Below are 18600 nucleotides of genomic sequence, written 5' to 3'. Positions count from 1 at the left end.
ATTGATGAGCAGACTTGTACATTACAAGACGAACTCATACATTGGTGTAATAATATGGCTATCGAAACGTACATCGAACGGGTGACGGAGGGAGAGGATCTGAGTCTGACAGAGGCGCGGGAGGCCGCCTCGCTCGTGTTCGAGGAGGCGACGGAGGCACAGATCGGGGCGCTGCTGGCGGCGCTCCGGGCGAAAGGAGAAACCGACACGGAGGTCGCCGGCTTCGCCCAGGGAATGCGGGAAGCGGCCCGGACGATCGAGCCGGACCGTGCGCCGCTTGTGGACACCTGTGGCACCGGCGGGGACGATCACGACACCATCAACGTCTCGACGACCAGCGCGATCGTCGCCGCCGGGGCGGGGGCGGCAGTCGCCAAACACGGCAACTACTCGGTCTCCTCCTCGTCGGGCAGCGCCGACGTCCTCGAGGTGGCGGGCGTGGAGATCGACGCCGAACCGCCGGCAGTCGAGCGGATGATCGAGTCCGACGGGATCGGCTTCATGCTCGCTCCGGTGTTCCATCCGGCGATGAAGGCGGTTATCGGGCCCCGGCGGGAGCTGTCGATGCGGACCGTGTTCAACGTGCTGGGCCCGCTGACGAACCCGGCGGGCGCGGAGGCACAGGTGCTGGGTGTGTACGATCCGGATCTCGTGCCGCGGATCGCCGGTTCGCTCACCAGGATGCCCGTCGAGCGTGCGCTGGTGGTCCACGGTGACGGCATCGACGAGATCGGCCTCCACGGTCCCACGACCGTCGCCGAGGTCGACGGCGAGGACGTGACCGAGTATACGCTGACGCCCGCGGATCTCGGCCTGGATTCGGCGCCCATCGACGCAGTCGCCGGGGGAACGCCCCAGGAGAACGCGACCGAACTCGAGGCGATCGTGACCGGGGAACGACAGGGGGCAAAACGCGACATCATCCTCGCCAACGCCGGCGCCGCCGTCTACGTCGCCGGGCTGGCCAACGATCTGCGCGAGGGTGTCGAACTGGCTGCGCAGGCGATCGACGTCGGGGACGCCGCCGAGACGCTCGAGACCATGCGGGGGGCCTGATGGCCCGCGTGAAGATCTGCGGCATCACCCGCAGCGCTGACCTCCGGGCGGCGGTGGAGGCCGGCGCCGACGCAGTCGGCGTGATCGCAGACGTCACGGTCGACACGCCGCGGGAGGTGGATCTCGCCGATGCCGCCGAACTCGTCGCCGAGGCGCCGCCGTTCGTCACCACCACGCTCGTGACGATGCCCGACTCGCCGTCGGACGCGGTCGACGCCGTCCGGACGGTCCAGCCCGACGTGACCCAGCTCCACGGGGAGTTCGAAGCCGAGGAGTTGGGATATCTCCGGAGCGAAACTGGAACGAAACTCGCCGTCGCGGTCGACTGCGAGGACGCCGACCGGGCCCGGAAGCTCGACTCCGCGGTCGACGCGCTGTTGATTGATTCCACGACCGAAGCGGGCGCAGGGGGAACTGGACGGACACACGACTGGGAGGCGACCCGGGAACTGACCCGAGAACTCCGGTCGCCGGTGGTGTTGGCGGGCGGGCTCACGCCGGATAACGTCGGCGAGGCGGTCCGGATCGCCGAACCGTACGCCGTCGACGTCGCAAGCGGCGTCGAACTCACTGGGGGAGTCAAGGACCATACGGCGCTGGCGACGTTCGTCCGGAACGCCGAGCGGTCGCCGGAGGTGGTGCAGTGACGTCGACGGATGTCGACGCCGGAAGCGCGTTCGAACTCGACCGTTCCCGCGAGGAGTTCTGCGAACTCGCAGCAGGGGCCTCCGGGCCGGCGGTGGTTCGGATGGCGGCGAGTCTCGACGTCGATATCTCGCCGCTTGCGGCCTACGCGGCGCTCACGGCGGGCAACGGCGATTACACGTTCCTGCTCGAGAGCGCACGGAAGGTCGCCTCGAGCGATCCCGATGGCGCGTTCGCTCCCGGTCCGGACGTCGAACGACACGCCCGATATTCCTTCGTCGGATACGATCCGGAAGCCGTGATCTCGGTGTACCCCGATCGAACGGACGTGAGGTCGTTCGGGCCGGCGGCCGACGCGATCGACGTCGAGAACACGGGCGACACGCTGGATCGGCTTCGAGCGTCGATGCCGGACGTCGAACCGATCGGCTTTCCGGAGACGGATCGCCAGCAGTTGTCCGGCGGATTGGTCGGGTTCCTGTCGTACGATTCCGTGTACGACATCTGGCTCGAGGAGGTCGGCGTCGACCGTCCCGAGCCGATCGTCCCCGACGCCCAGTTTTGCCTGACGACGCGAACACTTGTCTTCGACGACGTCGAGGGGACCGTCGAACTGGTGTTGACGCCACTGTTGCAGCCGGATGACGATCCGGGTGAACAGTACGACGCCCTCGTCTCCGAGGCGCGGGACGTCGCAGAGATGCTGTCTGTGGCGTCCGACGAGCCGGTCGCGATCGACGACGGGATAGAGATCCGGGCCGAGCGCGCCGGAGCCCGCGGGGAGTACGAGGACGCGGTTCGGCGCGCGAAGCGACACGTGCTCGACGGCGACATCTACCAGGGCGTCATTTCCCGGACGCGGGAGTTCGACGGGGAGATCGATCCGCTGGCGCTGTACGCGTCGCTTCGGGAGGTGAACCCGTCGCCGTACATGTACCTCCTGTCGTATGGGGACCGGTCGATCGTCGGCGCGAGCCCGGAGACGCTCGTTTCTGTCCAGGGGCGTCGACTCGTGTCGAACCCCATCGCCGGCACCGGTCCCCGGGGCGATAGCCCCGCCGAGGACCGCAGGCTCGCCGGGGAGATGCTCGCCGACGACAAGGAGCGTGCCGAACACACGATGCTCGTGGATCTGGCCAGAAACGACGTCCGACGGGTGTCTACCCCAGGATCGGTTCGGGTCGAGGAGTTCATGAACGTGCTCAAGTACAGCCACGTCCAGCACATCGAATCGACGGTCACTGGGCGTCTCGCCGACGACGCCGACGCGTTCGACGCCACCCGGGCGACGTTTCCGGCGGGGACGCTCACCGGCGCGCCGAAGGTCCGGGCGATGGAGATCATCGACGAGCTGGAAACCGAACCACGTGGCGTCTACGGCGGCGGGGTCGGCTACTACTCCTGGACCGGCGATGCGGACATGGCGATCGTGATCCGGACGGCGACGATCGATCACGAGGAATCGGTCGATCGGCTCACCATCAGGGCGGGTGCGGGGCTCGTCGCCGACAGCGATCCGGCCGCCGAGTACGAGGAGACCGAACGCAAGATGGACGGCGTCCTCGCAGCCGTCGACCGGATCGGTTCGAGAAACGATCTGGAGGCGTCCCGATGAAGGTGCTCGTGATCGACAACTTCGACTCGTTCACCTACAACCTGGTCGAGTATCTCTCCGAACAGCGCGTCGGCGACGCAACCACGGACGACCCCGAACTCGTCGATGTCGAGGTGCTCAAAAACACGGCGTCGCTCGCGGACGTGTCGGCCGCCGATCCGGACGCCGTCGTGATCAGCCCCGGCCCGGGGCATCCAAAAAACGATCGTGACGTCGGTGTCACCGCCGAGGTCCTCCGCGAGACGAGCACGACGGTTCCCACCTTCGGGGTCTGTCTCGGGCTCGAGGCTGCCGTCCACGAGTACGGCGGGGAGGTCGGTCACGCGCCCTCGCCGATCCACGGGAAGGCCTCGCAGATCGACCACGACGGACAGGGTGTGTTCGCTGGACTCCCGGACGGGTTCAGCGCCGCCCGGTATCACTCGCTGGTGGCCCGGACGGTTCCGGACTGTTTCGACGTGTCCGCCACCACGGAACACGGCGAAGAGACGCTGGTGATGGGGATCCGTCACCGGGAGTATCCGATCGAGTGCGTTCAGTTCCACCCCGAGAGCGTGCTCACTGGCGTCGGCCACGACGTCGTAGAGAATTTCCTCGAGCAGTACGTCACCGCGTCGCCGACTTCCACGTCCTGAGATCGATTCGTTCCCCGTCGAGGGTTTCCGGATCGGCCTCGACGGCAGCCCACACGAACATCGGAGCGATGTCTGCCGGGTCCCGAGCCCGATCCGCGTCGGTGAGGTCGGTCGCCACGAGCCCGGGATCGACGACCCCGACCGCCTCGTCGATGTCGGCAGCGAACGCCCGGACGACCGCCTCGGCGCCCGCCTTCGAGACCGCGTACGCGCCCGTTCCCGGTTTCGCCTCGTGGGCGACCGATCCCGACGGAACCAGCACTCTCGCGTCGGTCGTCAGGTGCGGGAGCGCCTCGCGTATCGTCGCGAACACCCCACGGACGTTGGTCCGGAGAGTGTCGTCGAACGCCGTGTACGGCTCCGCGTCGATCGGCCGCTCACCCGGTGTTCCGTGGGCGACGCCGGCGTTCGCGACAACGACGTCGATCCCGTCACGCTCTCCCGTACGGGCGGCGCGTTCCATCAACCGTTCGGCGTCGAACTCGTCGCGGACATCGGCTCGGAGGCCGGACGCAGTACCGTCGAGTGCTGACAGCTCCGACACTGTTTCCTCGACTGCCTCTTTCTCCCGCGACGCGACGACGACGTGGTCGCCACGTTCGGCGAACGCGCGGGCGACTGCGTGTCCGATTCCCCGCGTCCCGCCGGTGACGACGACCGTCAGAACCATACCCGCTGTACGGTCGGAACGGCCTTAATTCTTCGAGCCTTGGTCTCTCCTCGGGGGCAAGATTGACACTTGCGAGAGACCTATCGGGATGCATGGATTCGCCTACGGATCTCGGCTCGCTCGCCGGGAAGTCCGTCGTCGTGATCGGCGGCGGGTTCGGCGGGCTCTCGACCGCCTGTTATCTCGCCGACGCCGGTGCCGACGTGACTCTCCTCGAAAAGAACGAACAGCTCGGCGGCCGCGCGAGCAGGCTGGAGGTCGACGGCTTCCAGTTCGACATGGGGCCCTCCTGGTATCTGATGTCCGACGTGTTCGAGCGGTTTTTCGGCCACTTCGGACGAGACCCCGCCGAGTACTACTCGCTTTCCCGACTCGATCCACACTACCGGATCTTCTTCAAGGACGGGGACCGGGTCGACCTGGTGCCCGACCTCGAGGAGAACAAACGGCTGTTCGAGTCGTACGAGCCCGGCGCCGGGGAGGCGCTTTCCCGCTATCTCGAGACGTCGAAACGGAACTACGAGCTGGGGATGCGGGAGTTCGTCTACAAGGACCGTCCCCGGCTTCGGGATTACGCGGACCTCGAGGTGCTTCGACACTCTCGGCACCTCTCGCTTCTGGGTACGATGCAAGGCCACGTCGAGGAGTACTTCTCGCACCCGAAGCTCCAGCAGATCATGCAGTACACGCTGGTGTTTCTCGGCGGATCGCCCCACAACACGCCAGCGCTGTACAACCTCATGAGTCACGTCGACTTCAACATGGGCGTTTACTACCCGGACGGCGGCATCGGTACCGTGGTCGACGGGATCGTCGAGCTCGGAGAAGAACTCGGCGTCGAGTTTTATACGGATCAGCCTGTTCGAAAGATCGCCGGCAGACGCGGGGGGTTCGCTGTCCGAACCGAAGGTGGCGGGGAGTTTCTCGCGGATCTGGTGGTTTCCGACGCCGACTACGCCCACACAGAGCAGGAACTGCTTTCTCCCGAAAAGCGGCAGTACCCCGCGGAGTACTGGGAGAGTCGGACCTACGCGCCGTCGGCGTATCTCGTGTACCTGGGAGTCGAAGGCGAGGTCGAACCGCTCGCGCACCACACGCTCGTGCTTCCGACCGACTGGGACGACCACTTCGAGGAAATCTTCGAGAAACCCGCCTGGCCCGAGAACCCGGCGTACTATCTGTGTGTCCCCTCGAAAACCGACGCCGCGGTCGCCCCGGAGGGGCACAGCAACCTGTTTGCGCTCGTTCCGATCGCTCCCGGACTCGAGGACACACCCGAGCGCCGGGCGGCGTTTCGAGAACAGCTGTTCGACGACATCGAGGCGAACACCGGCGTCGATCTCCGGGACCGGATCGTCGTGGAGGAGACGTTCTGTGTGGACGACTTCGCCGACCGGTACAACGCCTACGCCGGCTCTGCGCTCGGGCTCGCACACACGCTTTCACAGACCGCCCTGCTGCGTCCGAACCGGGAGTCCAGCGCCGTCGACGGGCTCTACTTCACGGGATCGTACACAACGCCCGGAATCGGCGTCCCGATGTGTCTGATAAGCGGTCAGCTGACTGCAGAACGGATGGCGGAGACGAGTGAGACGAACTGACGGGAGGCCGACCATGGGTCGCGATCGACTGACGTACCTCGTTACGCTCTCTCGCCCCCGGTTCTGGCTGTATCTGGCCGGGCCAGTAGTCGTTGGCGTCGCGTTCGGGGCGACGACGGTGTCGGAACTGTTCTCTCCGGTCGCCGTCCTGCTCGCGGCCTACTTCCTCGTCCCGGCGAACGTGCTCCTTTACGGGGTAAACGACGTCTTCGACGCCGAGATCGACGCTGTAAACCCCAAAAAGGATGACCGGGAGGCCAGGTGGAAGGGCGATTGGTTCGTTTTCGCTGTCGTGACTGTCTCCGGTGTACTCGGACTCGCCCTCTTTGCGGTCACTCCGACGGATGCCTGGCCGTGGCTCGCGGGGTTTTTCCTGCTCGCGGTGGGGTACAGCACACCTCCTCTTCGGTTCAAGACGACGCCGTTTCTCGATTCCCTCTCTAACGGACTGTACGTCCTCCCGGGGATCGCTGCCTACGTAACCGTCGCCGGGGCGCAGCCACCGGCGGCGGCGGTCGTCGGTGCGTGGCTGTGGACGATGGGGATGCACACGTTCTCGGCGATCCCCGACATCGAACCCGACCGCGCGGCGGGGATCCAGACGACAGCGACTGTCCTCGGCGAGGCGCGAACGTTCGCGTACTGTGGCGGGGTCTGGCTGCTGTCCGCGATCGGGTTCGCCCTCGTCGACGTCCGGCTGGGTGCGCTGCTGCTGGTGTATCCGGTGGCGGTGTTTTTCGTCTACCGTTCCGGTATCGATGTCGCCCGGGCCTACTGGTGGTATCCCGCACTCAACACGCTGGTCGGTACGGCCATGACGCTCGGCGCGCTGTGGCGGATCGTGCCGCTCACGGAGGTGCTCGCGTGAGCGGTCGCACCATCCCCGAGTGGGTCCCCTTCGAAGCTGTCCGCGACCAACTGCCGAACACGCGACGGGAGTTCGAACGCTCGTTCGACCGGACGGTCGAGGAAAACCGGTTCACGATCGCGGTCGTCTTTCCGACGGTCGGCGCGCTGCTGCTCGTCGCCAGCGCGGAGGGGCTGCTTCCCGATCCACTCGCGTTCAACCCGTGGCTGCTGCTCGTCGGCGTTGCGGTCATGCGCTCTCCGCTCGTTGCTGGCGTGGCCCCGCTCGTCGATCGGCGGGCCGGCGCGTGGCTCGGACTGCTCGTGGCGTACACGTATGCCATCGAGCATGTCGGCGTCAGGACGGGGTGGCCCTACGGCTACTTCGAGTACGGGGTGAGCCTCGGGCCGATGCTCGGGGGAGTCCCGCTCGCGTTGCCGCTGTTTTTCATACCCCTCGTGGCGAACGCGTATCTGCTCTGCCTACTTTTGCTGGGAACGCGGGCGAACTCGACGCCGATTCGACTCGCGACCGTGATCGGGTTCGTGATCGCGATGGACGCCGTTCTCGATCCCGGTGCCGTCGCGATCGGCTTCTGGGGCTACGACGGCGGCGGGATCTTCTATGACGTCCCGCTGTCCAACTACGCGGGGTGGGTGCTGTCGGCGACGGTGGCGGTCGTCTCGCTCGATCGGGCGTTCGACCGGGCTGGGTTGCTTTCCCGCCTCAACACGACGCCGTTCATGCTCGACGACATGGTGAGTTTCGTGATCCTGTGGGGCGGTATCAACGTCTGGTTCGGGAACCCCGTCCCCGCGATACTGGCGGCGGCGATGGCAGCCGGCCTGATCGCAACCGATCGATTCGACTCGGAACTCCTGTGGCCGTGGCGCGACTGACGGCCCGAGACCGGTCTGGGCTTTTGCTTCCGGCGCGAAAGCGTCTTGTTCGTTCTCCACCCAGTGAGACTGTGACAGCCAACCGGACTGACGGGGGTCGACCGTGCCCCATCTGCGGGCGACAGATGACCCGCCGTCACTGCAAGTACGTCTGCCCCAGCCACGGGGTCGTCTACGACTGCTCGGATACGTTCTGGTAACTGATATATACCCGCCACAAGACGGGTACTTAAACCGCGTTCGCCTTCGGCCGGATTCGCTTTGCACGAACTGTTATATGATTGGCACCCCTACTACAGAGGTGTAATATGCGCCGCCGGCATCGTACCTCGACAGTAACCCCTCCCTACCGCTACAAATGGTAGATGACGAACAGGTCGCCCGGAGCAAGGCGATCCAGCAACGGACCGGGAAGACGTTTCACGTCGCCACGCGACTCCTTCCCGAGCGCGTTCGCGAGGCGACCTACGTTCTGTATGCGTTCTTCCGTGTTGCAGACGAGGTCGTCGACGACCCCGGCGGTAGGGACCCCGCAGAACAGCGGGCGGAACTGGAACGGATTCGCCGGGCTGCGCTCGGCCAGGAGCCGACGGACGATCCTGTCCTGTCGGCGTTTTCGGAACTTCGCGTCGAGTACGGGATCGACGACCGTGACGTGAACGTCTTCGTCGACGCGATGGTGGCCGACATCGACACCTCCAGGTACGAGACCTACGAGGAGCTGGAGGCATACATGGACGGCTCCGCCGCCGCTGTCGGCCGGATGATGACTGCCGTGATGGACCCCGACTCTCCGGAAAACGCGCTCCCGCACGCGACCGCGCTCGGGGAGGCGTTCCAGCTCACGAACTTCCTTCGGGACGTCCGGGAGGACGTCCTCGAACGCGATCGGATCTACCTCCCGAAGACGACGCTTTCCGAACACGGAGTCACCGAAGCGCAGATCGAAAGCCTCCGGATGGACGGGGGATTCGAGGCGGCAATGCGAACGGAACTCCGACGGGCCGAACGGCTCTACCGGGAGGGCGTCGCCGGGATCAAGTACCTGCCGAAGGACTGTCAGCTGGCCGTTCTGCTGGCTGCGGTGTTGTACGCCGATCACCACCGGCTCATCCGCAAGCGGAACTACGATGTCCTTTCGGAGACGCCCCAGCTGTCGCTTTCTCGGAAGCTGTATCTGCTTGCGAAAACCCGGTGGAAGTGGTCGTGGAACAAGGATCCGGACGCCGTGTTTCGCGACGTCGCCGCGGGATTCGGTGAGGAACGGCCGAGGCCCGGTCGCGGGCCGCACGATCCGCCGGCCGTCGGAACGGATTAACTATTTTTCACCGTCCGAACGGAGTACCGAATCCGTCTCAACACTCCGACCAGCCACAGGACTCGCAGGTCTTACAGCCCTCAGAGTAGTACAGAGACATCGACCCGCATTCGGGACACTCGGGCGACTCTCCGGCGTCGATGAGTGCCTGGGTCGCGTCGATCCCGTCGTCGTTCCCGTCTCCGTCGTCGTTTCCGACCCCGGTGCCGGTCCCGTTTTCGGCGAGTGAAGATCTGCCGTCGGTCTCCTCGTCGCTGTCGTCGTCGACGTCGCTGGTCGCGTCGGCGTCGACATCGCCCACCGCCGCGGACATCCCGCCGGCGGCCTCCTCGAGCCGCTGTTGCTGGGGGTAGCCTTTCTCGATCTCGTCGTCGAGATACCGCCGCATCGCGGTGCCGATCGCGTCCGGGATCGACTGGATCTGCTCTCCTTTGTCCCAGGCGACCTTCGGCGAACGGGTCCCCTGAAGCTCGTCGACGATCTCGTGGGGATCGACGCCCGACCGCAACGCCGTCGAGATCACCTTCGCGAGCGCCTCCGTAAAGGAGTTGGTGAAACCGCCCGAGTGGCCGATGTTGGCGAACAGCTCGAACGGCTCCCCGTTCTCGTCCTCGTTTATCGTCACGTACATCTTGCCGTAGCCGGTATCGATCCGCTGGGTGACGCCCGTAAGCGAGTCGGGGCGGGGACGACGCTCGGCGTAGCTGGGACCGTCGCCGTCGGCCGACTCCAGCAACGCCTCGATCTCGGTATCGAGCGCTTCCCGGACGTCGTCGTTCTCGAGGAACGACTCGACCCCGCCGAACACTTCCTGGATCTGCTCGACGATCGCCTCTGCGGCCTCGGACTCGTCGGCGAAGTCGGTGTTCTTCGCCCGCGTGGTCAACACCTGCTTCGATCGGGTGCCGTCCCGGTAGACGGTGACGCCCTTCCCCCCGTGGTCGTAGATGTACCGGTACACCTCGTCCATGTCCTCGACGGTGGCGTCGTTCGGGAAGTTGCACGTCTTGGAGATCGCAGAGTCGACACCTTCCTGACATGCGCACTGCACTGCGGCATGTTGCTTTCCGGAGAGGTCCTCGGTGATGACGAACAGTTCGCCGATGGCATCGGGGACCGTCGACAGCCCCTCGACGCCGTCGAACTCGTTTGCGGCCATCTGCTCTTGCGCCTCGCGTTTGACCGCCTCGACGTCGATACCGTTCGCCTCCAGCGTCCGCAGGAAGTAGTCGTCGAACTCCACGAGCATCTCGTCGCCCTGCACGTCGTCGGTGACGTTCTTGTAGTACGCGACGTTATATATCGGCTCGCAGCCACCTGTCGTATTTCCTAGCATTGAGGTGGTGTTGTGGGTCACGAACCCGTTCGCGAGGTAGGTGTTGTTCGAGGGCACGCTGATGTCTTTGGTGTACGCCTTCTCTTCGGTGACCTCCTCGACGGTCGCCGCGTAGAAGTCGGTGAGGCGCCGCCCATCGAGGCGAACCGTCTCGCCGGTTTCGGCTTCCACGTCCCGCACTAGCTTCCGGGACACCGACCCGTTTCTCGGCGACTGGTTGACACGGTGTTTCACGGAACTGTCCACCGCGTCGTATCCGTCGACGTCACGCAACGCCTCGACGACCGCCGGCGGGTACGTGTCGTTCTTGTACGATTGGGCCGTGAGTTCGATCTCCGTCGCCTTCGTGACGAACCCGATCTCCTCCAGGAAACGCTTGTCTTCGCGCTTGTTTGCGCCCCGGATGCAGTGACGCGGACGGTCCCCGAAGTGGTCGTCCCTGGACTCCATCTCCAGGACGTCGCGGACGAACACCACACCGAGCGAGAGGAGCAGGGTCTGCACCTGGTTCGCCAGGGTCTCGGAGACGGTCGAGAGCTCGACCTTCCGGGAGGCGGTTCCGTCGGCCTCGAAGAGCCCGCGGAGGAACGCCTTCGCGACCGCTTCGTCGCCGGCGAGAACGTCCTCGGGGACGAACGCGCTGGCGGCGCCCTCGCCGGCGTTCCCGTCGGCCTTCTTCCAGCCGTTGTCTTCGAAGTACCGGGGAAGGTGTCGGCCGCCGAAGACGAGCATGTGTCTGGTGTCTCGATCTTCGACGGTGGGTTCGACGCCGAACAGCGACTCGCCGAGTTCTCGCAGGTGTGCGTCCAGTTCCTCGGCATCGGATTCGACGACGAGCTTGACGCCGACGTCGTCGTGGACGTAGCCGTCGCCCATGAAGTACCCGAGGAACTCCGCGAGTTCGGGCGTCATCTCCGACGGGAGCTCCAGTGCCTCCGCGGAGTTCCAGTGGCGGTTCCTCTCCTCGCTCGTGTCGAGAGAGGCCCGCATCTCGCCCTGGAACGTATCCCGCTGCAGGAGGATCGTGTCGCCGGACTCGAAGTCGTCGGCCTCGCGCCAGACGTACTCGCCGTCGTCGGTGAGCGTCCGGAACCGGTGGTTCGGTGTGGCTGCGACGCTGAAGCCGCCCTCGGTTTCGATCCGGCGTACGTCGGCGAACCCGTTGTCGTACACCGCCGTGGCGGTCTTCGTGCCGCCGTCGGTCGAGACGCCGACCTCGATATCGTCCCACTGTTCGAACTCCGCGGTCGTCTCGTCGAGCTCTTTGATCGGTTGCAGCCCCTCGTCGGTGGAGATCAGCGAGTTCTCGTCGACGCAGCCGGTCGGCGCGATCGTCGTAGTGTTGTGGTTTCGGATCGGGAACCCTTCTTCCCATTCGGTCGCGTCGAGGCCGGTGTGGTGCTCGAACCACTCGGCGTACTCGGTCGGGTTCGCGTACTTCGAGTCATCCCAGTCGTCGAAGGAGCCGCGATCGGTCGCCAGCTCGTGGGAGGTCCACTTCGAGGTGTGGTTGATGTGGGTCATCAGCTGGCGGGCGATCTCGTTGCCCGTCTCCGAGCCGTACCGGACGCCAAGCTGGATGTACAGCTGCGCGAGACCCATGATCCCGAGGCCGATCTTGCGCATCTCCCTGACCTTCTCCTCTATCTCCGGCACCGGGAAGTCCGACATCGTCACGACGTTTTCGAGGAACCGCGTCCCGCGGTCGATCCGGTAGTCGAACTCCTCGAAATCGATCGCCTCCTCAAGGAAGGCCTCGACGGCCTCGGCCTGGGTGTCGTACTCGTCGCCGTGCTCGGCGCTCCAGGCTCGCCAGTCGGGGGCGTCGAGGGCCGCAAGCGTCGAGAGGTTGATGTGGCCGAGGTTGCAGGCTTCGTATTCTTCGAGCGGCTGTTCCCCGCAATTATGGGTTACGAGGCCGCTAGCGACGAATGAGTGGGTTTCCGGCTCAGTCAGATCGAACACTTCTTCGTATCCATCCGGGGTCACTTCTTCGACCGTCGCCACGAATGTCTCTGTCTGTGGTCCCCGCGTGTAGGCGTCGAGATTCTTCTCGAGCTGATCGTTTTTGTCTTCGCGAAGGAATCCGAGTTCCCTGGCAAATCGCTGTTGATTGTCCTTCGTGATTGCCAGTTCGTGTTGGGCTCTCGTCTCATACTCCTTTGTACCGCCGTTTCCATCCGGCAGCTCTCGAATTTGCTCTGGACGGCGGTTTTCGTATATCCGGCTCGCTATACCGAAATTGAGCAGGAGCTGTTGGACCTCTTTGAGTAATTCGCGGTGAGAACTTGCCAGTCGGATGCTCCGCCCGTTCTTTTTACTTCCCTGCACGCTGCCGTCGGCGGTGAACAGCGCCTGCAGGAACCCCCGGGCCATCTCCTCGCTACCCTGCATCACCGCATCGGGCACCTGGAACTTCTGCTCGGTCAGGCCGAGTTCCGCCGCCATCTCGTACAGCCGTACCGAGCGGATCCGCTGCTCTACGGCCTGTGCCCCACGGTACTCGTCGCTTCGACCGATCTCGCTGACGCCGACCTCGTAGTCGGCGTTGCCAACCGGATCGCGCACCACCTCGTCGACGTCGGCTGCCAGATCTTCGGAAATCTCCGCGTCCTCGTCGTAGAAGTTCAGGATCGCCCGCTCCTCGCCGTCTTTTAAGTGCCCGTCGCCGACGAGCCAGCCGAGCACGCGGCCTTCGGCGCCGGAGCCGTGGCGACCGAACTCGCCTTTCCGGTTCTGGATGTGGACTGTGTCGCCGGCGTCAAGGTCTCCAGCCTCGACCCAGCCGTCGTCGGTCATGACGCGGTGGTCGGCCGTCAGGCGGAGTTCGTATCCTTCCTCGGTCGTGAGTTTGTAAACCTCCTTCTCACCGGTTCGGAAGACGCTGCTTGCCTCCTTGACCCGGTCGTCGCTGAGTCGGCCGTCGACGACGACATCGCGTGCGACGCCCTGCTCGTACAGTTCCTCGGCGGGAATCAGCCCGCTCTCGGTGCTGATGAGCGTGTCGCCGGTGACGCAGGGGTTGGTCGAGAGTATCCGGTGGTCGGGGTGCTCCTCTACGTCGAATGAATGTTGCTTGTTCACTCGCTCGAGGTAGATTACTCCTGGTTCGCCGTTCTCGTGGGCGCCTTCGACGATGTCCTGCCAGAGTTCGGCCGCCGGTACCGACAGCACCTCGCCAACCTCGACGTACTCGCCGAGGCCGAACATGTCGTACAGCTCCTTCGTCTCCGGGGTCGTGACGTGGGGCTCTTCGGTCCGCGGGTTGGTGAACGTGAACTCCTCGTCGTTTGCCAGCGCCTCCATGAAGTCGTCGGTGACGCCCACCGAGATGTTGAAGTTCGAGAGATGCCCCTCGACGGCATTCCGGAGATGTTTGGGGACCCGGCCCTCGTCGTCGATGAGTTCCCGTGCCTCCTCGAGCGCCTCCGCAAAGGAGTTGTGGGTGTAGTCGTCGGGGTCGTTGAGTCGCAGCGAGTGGGCAAGCGAGACGTCCTTGTTCTTCGCGTGGATGAACTGGATGACGTCCGGGTGGGAGACGCGCATCACCCCCATCTGCGCGCCCCGGCGGGCCCCACCCTGTGCGATAGTCTCGCAGTTGTGCACGACGACATCCTCGGCGACGTACGTGTGGGTGCCCGCGACTTCGGCGTTGTAGACCGGTCCACTGTACTCCGTTCGTTCGATCGCGTCGACCGCGACGACTTCCCGACCGTTCGCCTGCTTGGTCCGGTCGCGCGCGGAGAACCCGTCGGGGACCTCCTCGAAGAGACGTTCGAGTGGAGTCCCGAGTGCGGTACTCACGCTCGCACTGACCGAGTACGTCGGCTGCCGATCCTCCGGGGTTCGATCGTGGCGTGAGAACTGGACCCCACAGCGCACTCCGACCTGGAAGACGAAGTCGACAATTTCCTCGTTTGCCAGCTTGAGCTGGACGCGCTGACTTTTTCCTCGCTTTTCAAGCCGTCCGTCGCCCTCGAACAGCGTCTCCAGCACACGTGCCTGAACGGGGGTAGGGGCGTTCCAGAGGAAACGGGGGACCGACTTCTCCGAGGCGCCGGTTCCGAACGTTCCTTCGATGAAACCTGCGAAACTGGTGTGCTCTGCGTGAACGTGAAGCGTGTTCCGGTCCTCGACTTCACGGATCCGCGAATCGACGCCGAAGGATCGGAGCGCCTCCTGGATCTCTTCGGCTGCCGCACGCTCGTCGTTGTTCAACGTAAACGTCACCGTCGAGGGGATCCCCCGCTGGTAGCGAATGCTGCCTTCCGCGAGGTACCAGCCGGCGATCGTCGCGAGGTCCTTCGTCGGGACCTCGGATTCGAACGCTTTCGGCTTCGTTCCCTTCGAGACGCCGTAATGATCCCGGTTGATCACGACGCCCCCGTCGGAGAAGACGAGGGGACCGGACGCTACTTGGGTGAGATCTACAGTCCCCTCGATAGCGAGGTCGTTTTCCTCGTTCCAGTGTCCGAAGACGAGACGGTCGTCTTCGTCCAGATCGCCAGCATCGACCCACTCGAAGCCGCTATCACGGGCGACTTTAAATGGGTGTTCCTCGGTCACGCGGATCGGCTTGTTGATTCGTTTCGGCGTGATTTCGACGATTTCCTCGTCGACGAACCGTTCCATCGTTTCGGTGACCGGCTGGGCGTCCCCGTGTTCGTCGATCACCAGCTGTCCTTCCTCCAGTTCCTCGATCGGCGTCGTCCCGCCCGGGGTGAGGATTTTGGTACCGGGGACGAAGCACATCTGGTCATACGTTCGCATGAACGTGATAGGTCCGGAGGCGATCCCGCCGGTCGAGCCCACCGCGTCGCCGTACGGGCGAAGTTTCCAGAAGGCATACCCCATTCCGCCGCCACTGTTGTGAGAGACAACCGAGCTCGCGACGTACTCGGGCTCCGTCTCGACGGTCACGTCGTAGACGGTGTCGGTGCCGGCCGCCTCGACGCGCTCGACCGGAACTTCCCACGTCGAGCCGTCGATCGTCCCGAACGTCGTCCCCGCGTGGTCGATCTCGGCCAGTTTCGACCGCATCTCCTCCGTTCGTCCGTCGACGAATCCCACGAGATCGACGAATCGTTCGAGGCCGGCCTCCCCGGTCGGACCGACGTTGTAGTAGTCGCGCTCTGGGGAGTCGGACTCCCACGATGCTGCCGGGATTCCGAGGCCGACGAGAAGCTGCTGGACGTCGTCGATCAGTTCCGCGGATGCGCTCCACAGCCGGGGATACGCTCCCTTCTGCAGGCTGCCGTCTGTGGAGTACAGCCCTCGGAGGAACCCCGTTATGACGTCGTGACCCGCGTGTCGGACGGGTTCGGGCACGGATGCAGTCGTCGAATCGGGCTTCGCGTCGCCGAAGTTCTCCAGCCAGAACCGCTTGATCTCGTGGCTGTGCAACACCGCGTCGTAGCAGCCGTCGGCCCACTGCCAGTCGAGTCCCTCGTCGAATAATTCCCGGCATAGCCGGTCGGCGTGTTCGAGGGTTTCCTCGCGACGAAGGTGGAATCGGATACCGTCCTCGTGGAGTGAGCCGTCCCCGACCCACATCCCCACCAGTTCGGCGAGCTCGGTGGTGAGCGTCGACGGTTGCGTGACGGTTTTCACCGGACGGCCGTTCGGTTCGAGAGTCTGTCGACTACGTTGGAGAGTGTCCGATTCCGAGGCGACACCGATTTCGGCGACGGTCCCTTCGTCGAGTACGCGGCCCGTCTCGTTTGTGGGATTACGGTTCTCGACGGTCTCGAGTTCGACCTCCTCGTCGACATCGGGAATCCAGTCCAGACGAACCGCGAGCGCGTCCCCGGGGTCGATCTCGTCGATCCGAGTCCAGTCGCCACCGACGCAGAGTTCGTGGTTCGGCGTGCCCGTGAGCTCGATTCCGGCTTCCGTGACGACCCGGAAGACGGGTGCGTCGTCGTACGCGTGGGTTTCCTCGACCCGGCGAGTCCGGTGTCCCTCCCCGTCTCGTCCCCGGATCTCGTCGCCGGGTTCGACGTCAGCGATCGAGACGACCCCCTTGCCGTCGACGAAGACGGTGGTTTCGTCGGTGAGACACTGAAAGACCTCCGCGGCCTCCTTCATCGTCTGGTGGATGTCCGTGATGTCGTCGTCCGGGGAGTCGACAAAGCAGGCGGACAGCTGCTGGAGCTCGTCACCCGCGTTCATTATTGTCGGACTGTTGTGGCTCACGAACCCTTCCACGACGTACGTGTTTCGGCGGGGGACCTGCATGTCCTCGACCGCCATCGTTCCCAGTTCCGTGATCTCAGAAACCGTCTCGTAGAATTGGTCGCGTTCGACGTGTTCTGCGACCGGGGAGTCCCACAGCTCGGGATATTTCTCGGCGTACGTTTCGAACAGCTCCTCGCCGATCACCTGGTGGTACTCGGAGTCGGGATCGATCAGGAACTGCGAGAGATCACGGTACGCGTCGTGGCCGAGATCGCTCTCGCGGTACCACTCGAGGAGACGTTCGCTCTGGTTCGGTATCTCCAGCGACGTGGCGCTGTCAGCGACCGTTTCGAACCGTTCTGAACGCCGGGTTTTTCGGTCGCTTATGAATCCCACGCGCTCGACGAAGTGTTTCCCACACCGGTTCTTTCGAACTCTCACCCGGTACCCGTCGCGTTTGTCGCGAATTGCCGAGCGTATTCCGAGCCCCAACAGGAGCTTTTGTACCTGTGACGCGAGTGCTTCGCTGTGTGTGTACAGCTCGATCGATCTGTCTCCCACGGTCCCGTCGGCCTCGAACAGTCCGCGCAGGAACCGTGCTGCGATCGTTCGGCCTGACTGGAGGACGGCCTCCGGAATCGCCGCAGTTTTGGAGCTTTCTTTTAACAGGTCGTTCGCGTTCAGGAAGTCGTACAGGTCGCGTCGGCTCGCACGTCCGATAATACACGCCGCATCCCCGTGGTGACCGACTGTTGGTTCGAACCCGAAGACGCTCTCGGTTAATGAGACCCAGTAATCGACGAGGTCCTCGTCGGCGTCGTCGAAGGCCATCCTGACGCCGCTTTCGCGGGCGGTTCCGTCTCCGACATACAGTCCCAGCCATTCGGCGAACTCGGGAGTAATCTCTTCGGGCGGGTCGATAGAGAGCCGATCGCGCCCCCGAGAGGGTACGGCGGCCGTCCCGCCGTCCGTGAGCTGTGTATCGGTTCCGAGAGCGTGGCGTACTCCATCGTCGTCCAGGAAGTCCCGCTGGAGCGCGATCGTGTCTCCGGTGTCGAGTTCTTTTACTTGCCGCCACGCGTACTCGCCGTTCTCGTCGATTATCCGGAAGTAATGCTCCGGCGTTGCCCGTACGGTATACCCTGCGTCCGTCTCTATCTCGAGGACGGCTTTCCGTCCGTTCCGATATTTCTCTTCGACGCTGGCATTTCCATCCACGTCGTCGTACACTCGTTCTCCGGGCTGTATGTCCCCGAGCGGTTTCATCCCACCTCCAGCGGCGACGAGCGAATTCGAAGGAACGCAGTTCGGAATGAAAGAAAGACTCTCCATCAATCTCCGGAACTCTTCTGACTTCTCCTCCACTACCGCGGAGATCTCCGCGGGGAGCTCCGGAACGATCGTCTCGTAGGCGAACTTGTTGACGTTGTAGACGGAGAGCGTGGTTTCGGCGTCGTCCTCGGGGGTCACGCCCTTCCCGAACACTTCCTCGGCGAGTTCCTCGCGCCGGGGATGGTCGGGCTTGAGCTGCTCGGGCGTCACCGTGATCTCGACGTCGCGTTTTTCAGCCTCGAAGACGGCCTCGGCGAGCGCGATGTTGCGCGCGATCCGGACGAACAGGTCCTCCTGGGTTTCTATCAGTTCTCCGTCAGCGTCCTTCCGGAGGTACCTGGCCGGCAGGATGTTCTCGTAGGCGTTGTCGGTGAGCCGCTCTCTCAACGTCTCTCCCTCGGTGCGTTTGATCGGTAGATCGGTATCTTCGATACTGTGTTCGGCGTCACTCATTGCGTCATCACTCCAC

The 18600-nt window shown here is 64.3% G+C and carries 11 protein-coding genes; 9 read left to right on the top strand and 2 right to left on the bottom strand.

The features are described 5' to 3' along the window. Window positions 1-60 precede the first annotated feature (60 nt). Genes trpD through trpG form a run of 4 tightly spaced genes read left to right on the top strand, consistent with a single transcriptional unit; the run spans window position 61 to window position 3951 of the window. Window positions 61-1056 carry an anthranilate phosphoribosyltransferase gene (gene trpD, locus AArcSl_RS06110; protein ID WP_119821765.1) on the top strand — a complete coding sequence of 332 codons (996 nt, stop codon included), beginning with the start codon at window positions 61-63 and terminating at the stop codon, window positions 1054-1056. After that, on the top strand, window positions 1056-1703 hold the full coding sequence (locus AArcSl_RS06105) for a phosphoribosylanthranilate isomerase (RefSeq protein ID WP_119816447.1): 648 nt from the start codon (window positions 1056-1058) through the stop codon (window positions 1701-1703). Before trpD ends, AArcSl_RS06105 begins: the two co-directional genes overlap by 1 nt. Beyond that, complete coding sequence (gene trpE, locus AArcSl_RS06100; RefSeq protein ID WP_245883381.1) at window positions 1700-3316, top strand: anthranilate synthase component I; 1617 nt, start codon at window positions 1700-1702, stop codon at window positions 3314-3316. Before AArcSl_RS06105 ends, trpE begins: the two co-directional genes overlap by 4 nt. Then, window positions 3313-3951 carry an anthranilate synthase component II gene (gene trpG, locus AArcSl_RS06095; RefSeq protein ID WP_119816444.1) on the top strand — a complete coding sequence of 213 codons (639 nt, stop codon included), beginning with the start codon at window positions 3313-3315 and terminating at the stop codon, window positions 3949-3951. The genes trpE and trpG overlap by 4 nt, the downstream gene beginning before the upstream one ends. On the opposite strand, the gene AArcSl_RS06090 is transcribed toward trpG, so the two are convergent. After that, window positions 3923-4621, bottom strand: a complete 699-nt coding sequence (locus AArcSl_RS06090) for an SDR family NAD(P)-dependent oxidoreductase (protein ID WP_119816441.1) — start codon at window positions 4619-4621, stop codon at window positions 3923-3925. The two genes, trpG and AArcSl_RS06090, sit on opposite strands and share 29 nt — an antisense overlap. A gap of 92 nt (window positions 4622-4713) precedes the next feature. Between AArcSl_RS06090 and AArcSl_RS06085 the strand changes: the two genes are divergently transcribed. The 5 genes from AArcSl_RS06085 to AArcSl_RS06070 all read left to right on the top strand — a co-directional run bounded on the left by AArcSl_RS06085 (window position 4714) and on the right by AArcSl_RS06070 (window position 9286). Continuing rightward, a complete protein-coding gene (locus tag AArcSl_RS06085; protein ID WP_119816438.1) occupies window positions 4714-6222 on the top strand; it encodes a phytoene desaturase family protein in 1509 nt (502 codons plus the stop codon). Window positions 6223-6235: 13 nt separating this feature from the next. Next, a complete protein-coding gene (locus AArcSl_RS06080) occupies window positions 6236-7090 on the top strand; it encodes a prenyltransferase (RefSeq protein ID WP_119816435.1) in 855 nt (284 codons plus the stop codon). Then, window positions 7087-7968, top strand: a complete 882-nt coding sequence (cruF, locus tag AArcSl_RS06075; RefSeq protein WP_119816432.1) for a bisanhydrobacterioruberin hydratase — start codon at window positions 7087-7089, stop codon at window positions 7966-7968. Before AArcSl_RS06080 ends, cruF begins: the two co-directional genes overlap by 4 nt. Before the next feature lie 71 nt (window positions 7969-8039). Then, window positions 8040-8168 (top strand): HVO_2523 family zinc finger protein, encoded by a 129-nt coding sequence (locus AArcSl_RS17665; protein WP_303645936.1) that lies wholly within the window; start codon window positions 8040-8042, stop codon window positions 8166-8168. Window positions 8169-8326: 158 nt separating this feature from the next. Beyond that, window positions 8327-9286, top strand: a complete 960-nt coding sequence (locus AArcSl_RS06070; RefSeq protein ID WP_119816429.1) for a phytoene/squalene synthase family protein — start codon at window positions 8327-8329, stop codon at window positions 9284-9286. A 37-nt stretch (window positions 9287-9323) separates the two neighbouring features. Here the strand turns inward: AArcSl_RS06070 and AArcSl_RS16895 are convergent, their stop codons facing one another. Beyond that, window positions 9324-18584, bottom strand: a complete 9261-nt coding sequence (locus AArcSl_RS16895) for an LAGLIDADG family homing endonuclease (protein WP_193588506.1) — start codon at window positions 18582-18584, stop codon at window positions 9324-9326. Between the last annotated feature and the right edge of the window lie 16 nt (window positions 18585-18600).

It is taken from the genome of Halalkaliarchaeum desulfuricum (genome assembly GCF_002952775.1).
Classification (GTDB): domain Archaea; phylum Halobacteriota; class Halobacteria; order Halobacteriales; family Haloferacaceae; genus Halalkaliarchaeum; species Halalkaliarchaeum desulfuricum.
This window is presented reverse-complemented; position numbering and strand designations above follow the sequence as displayed.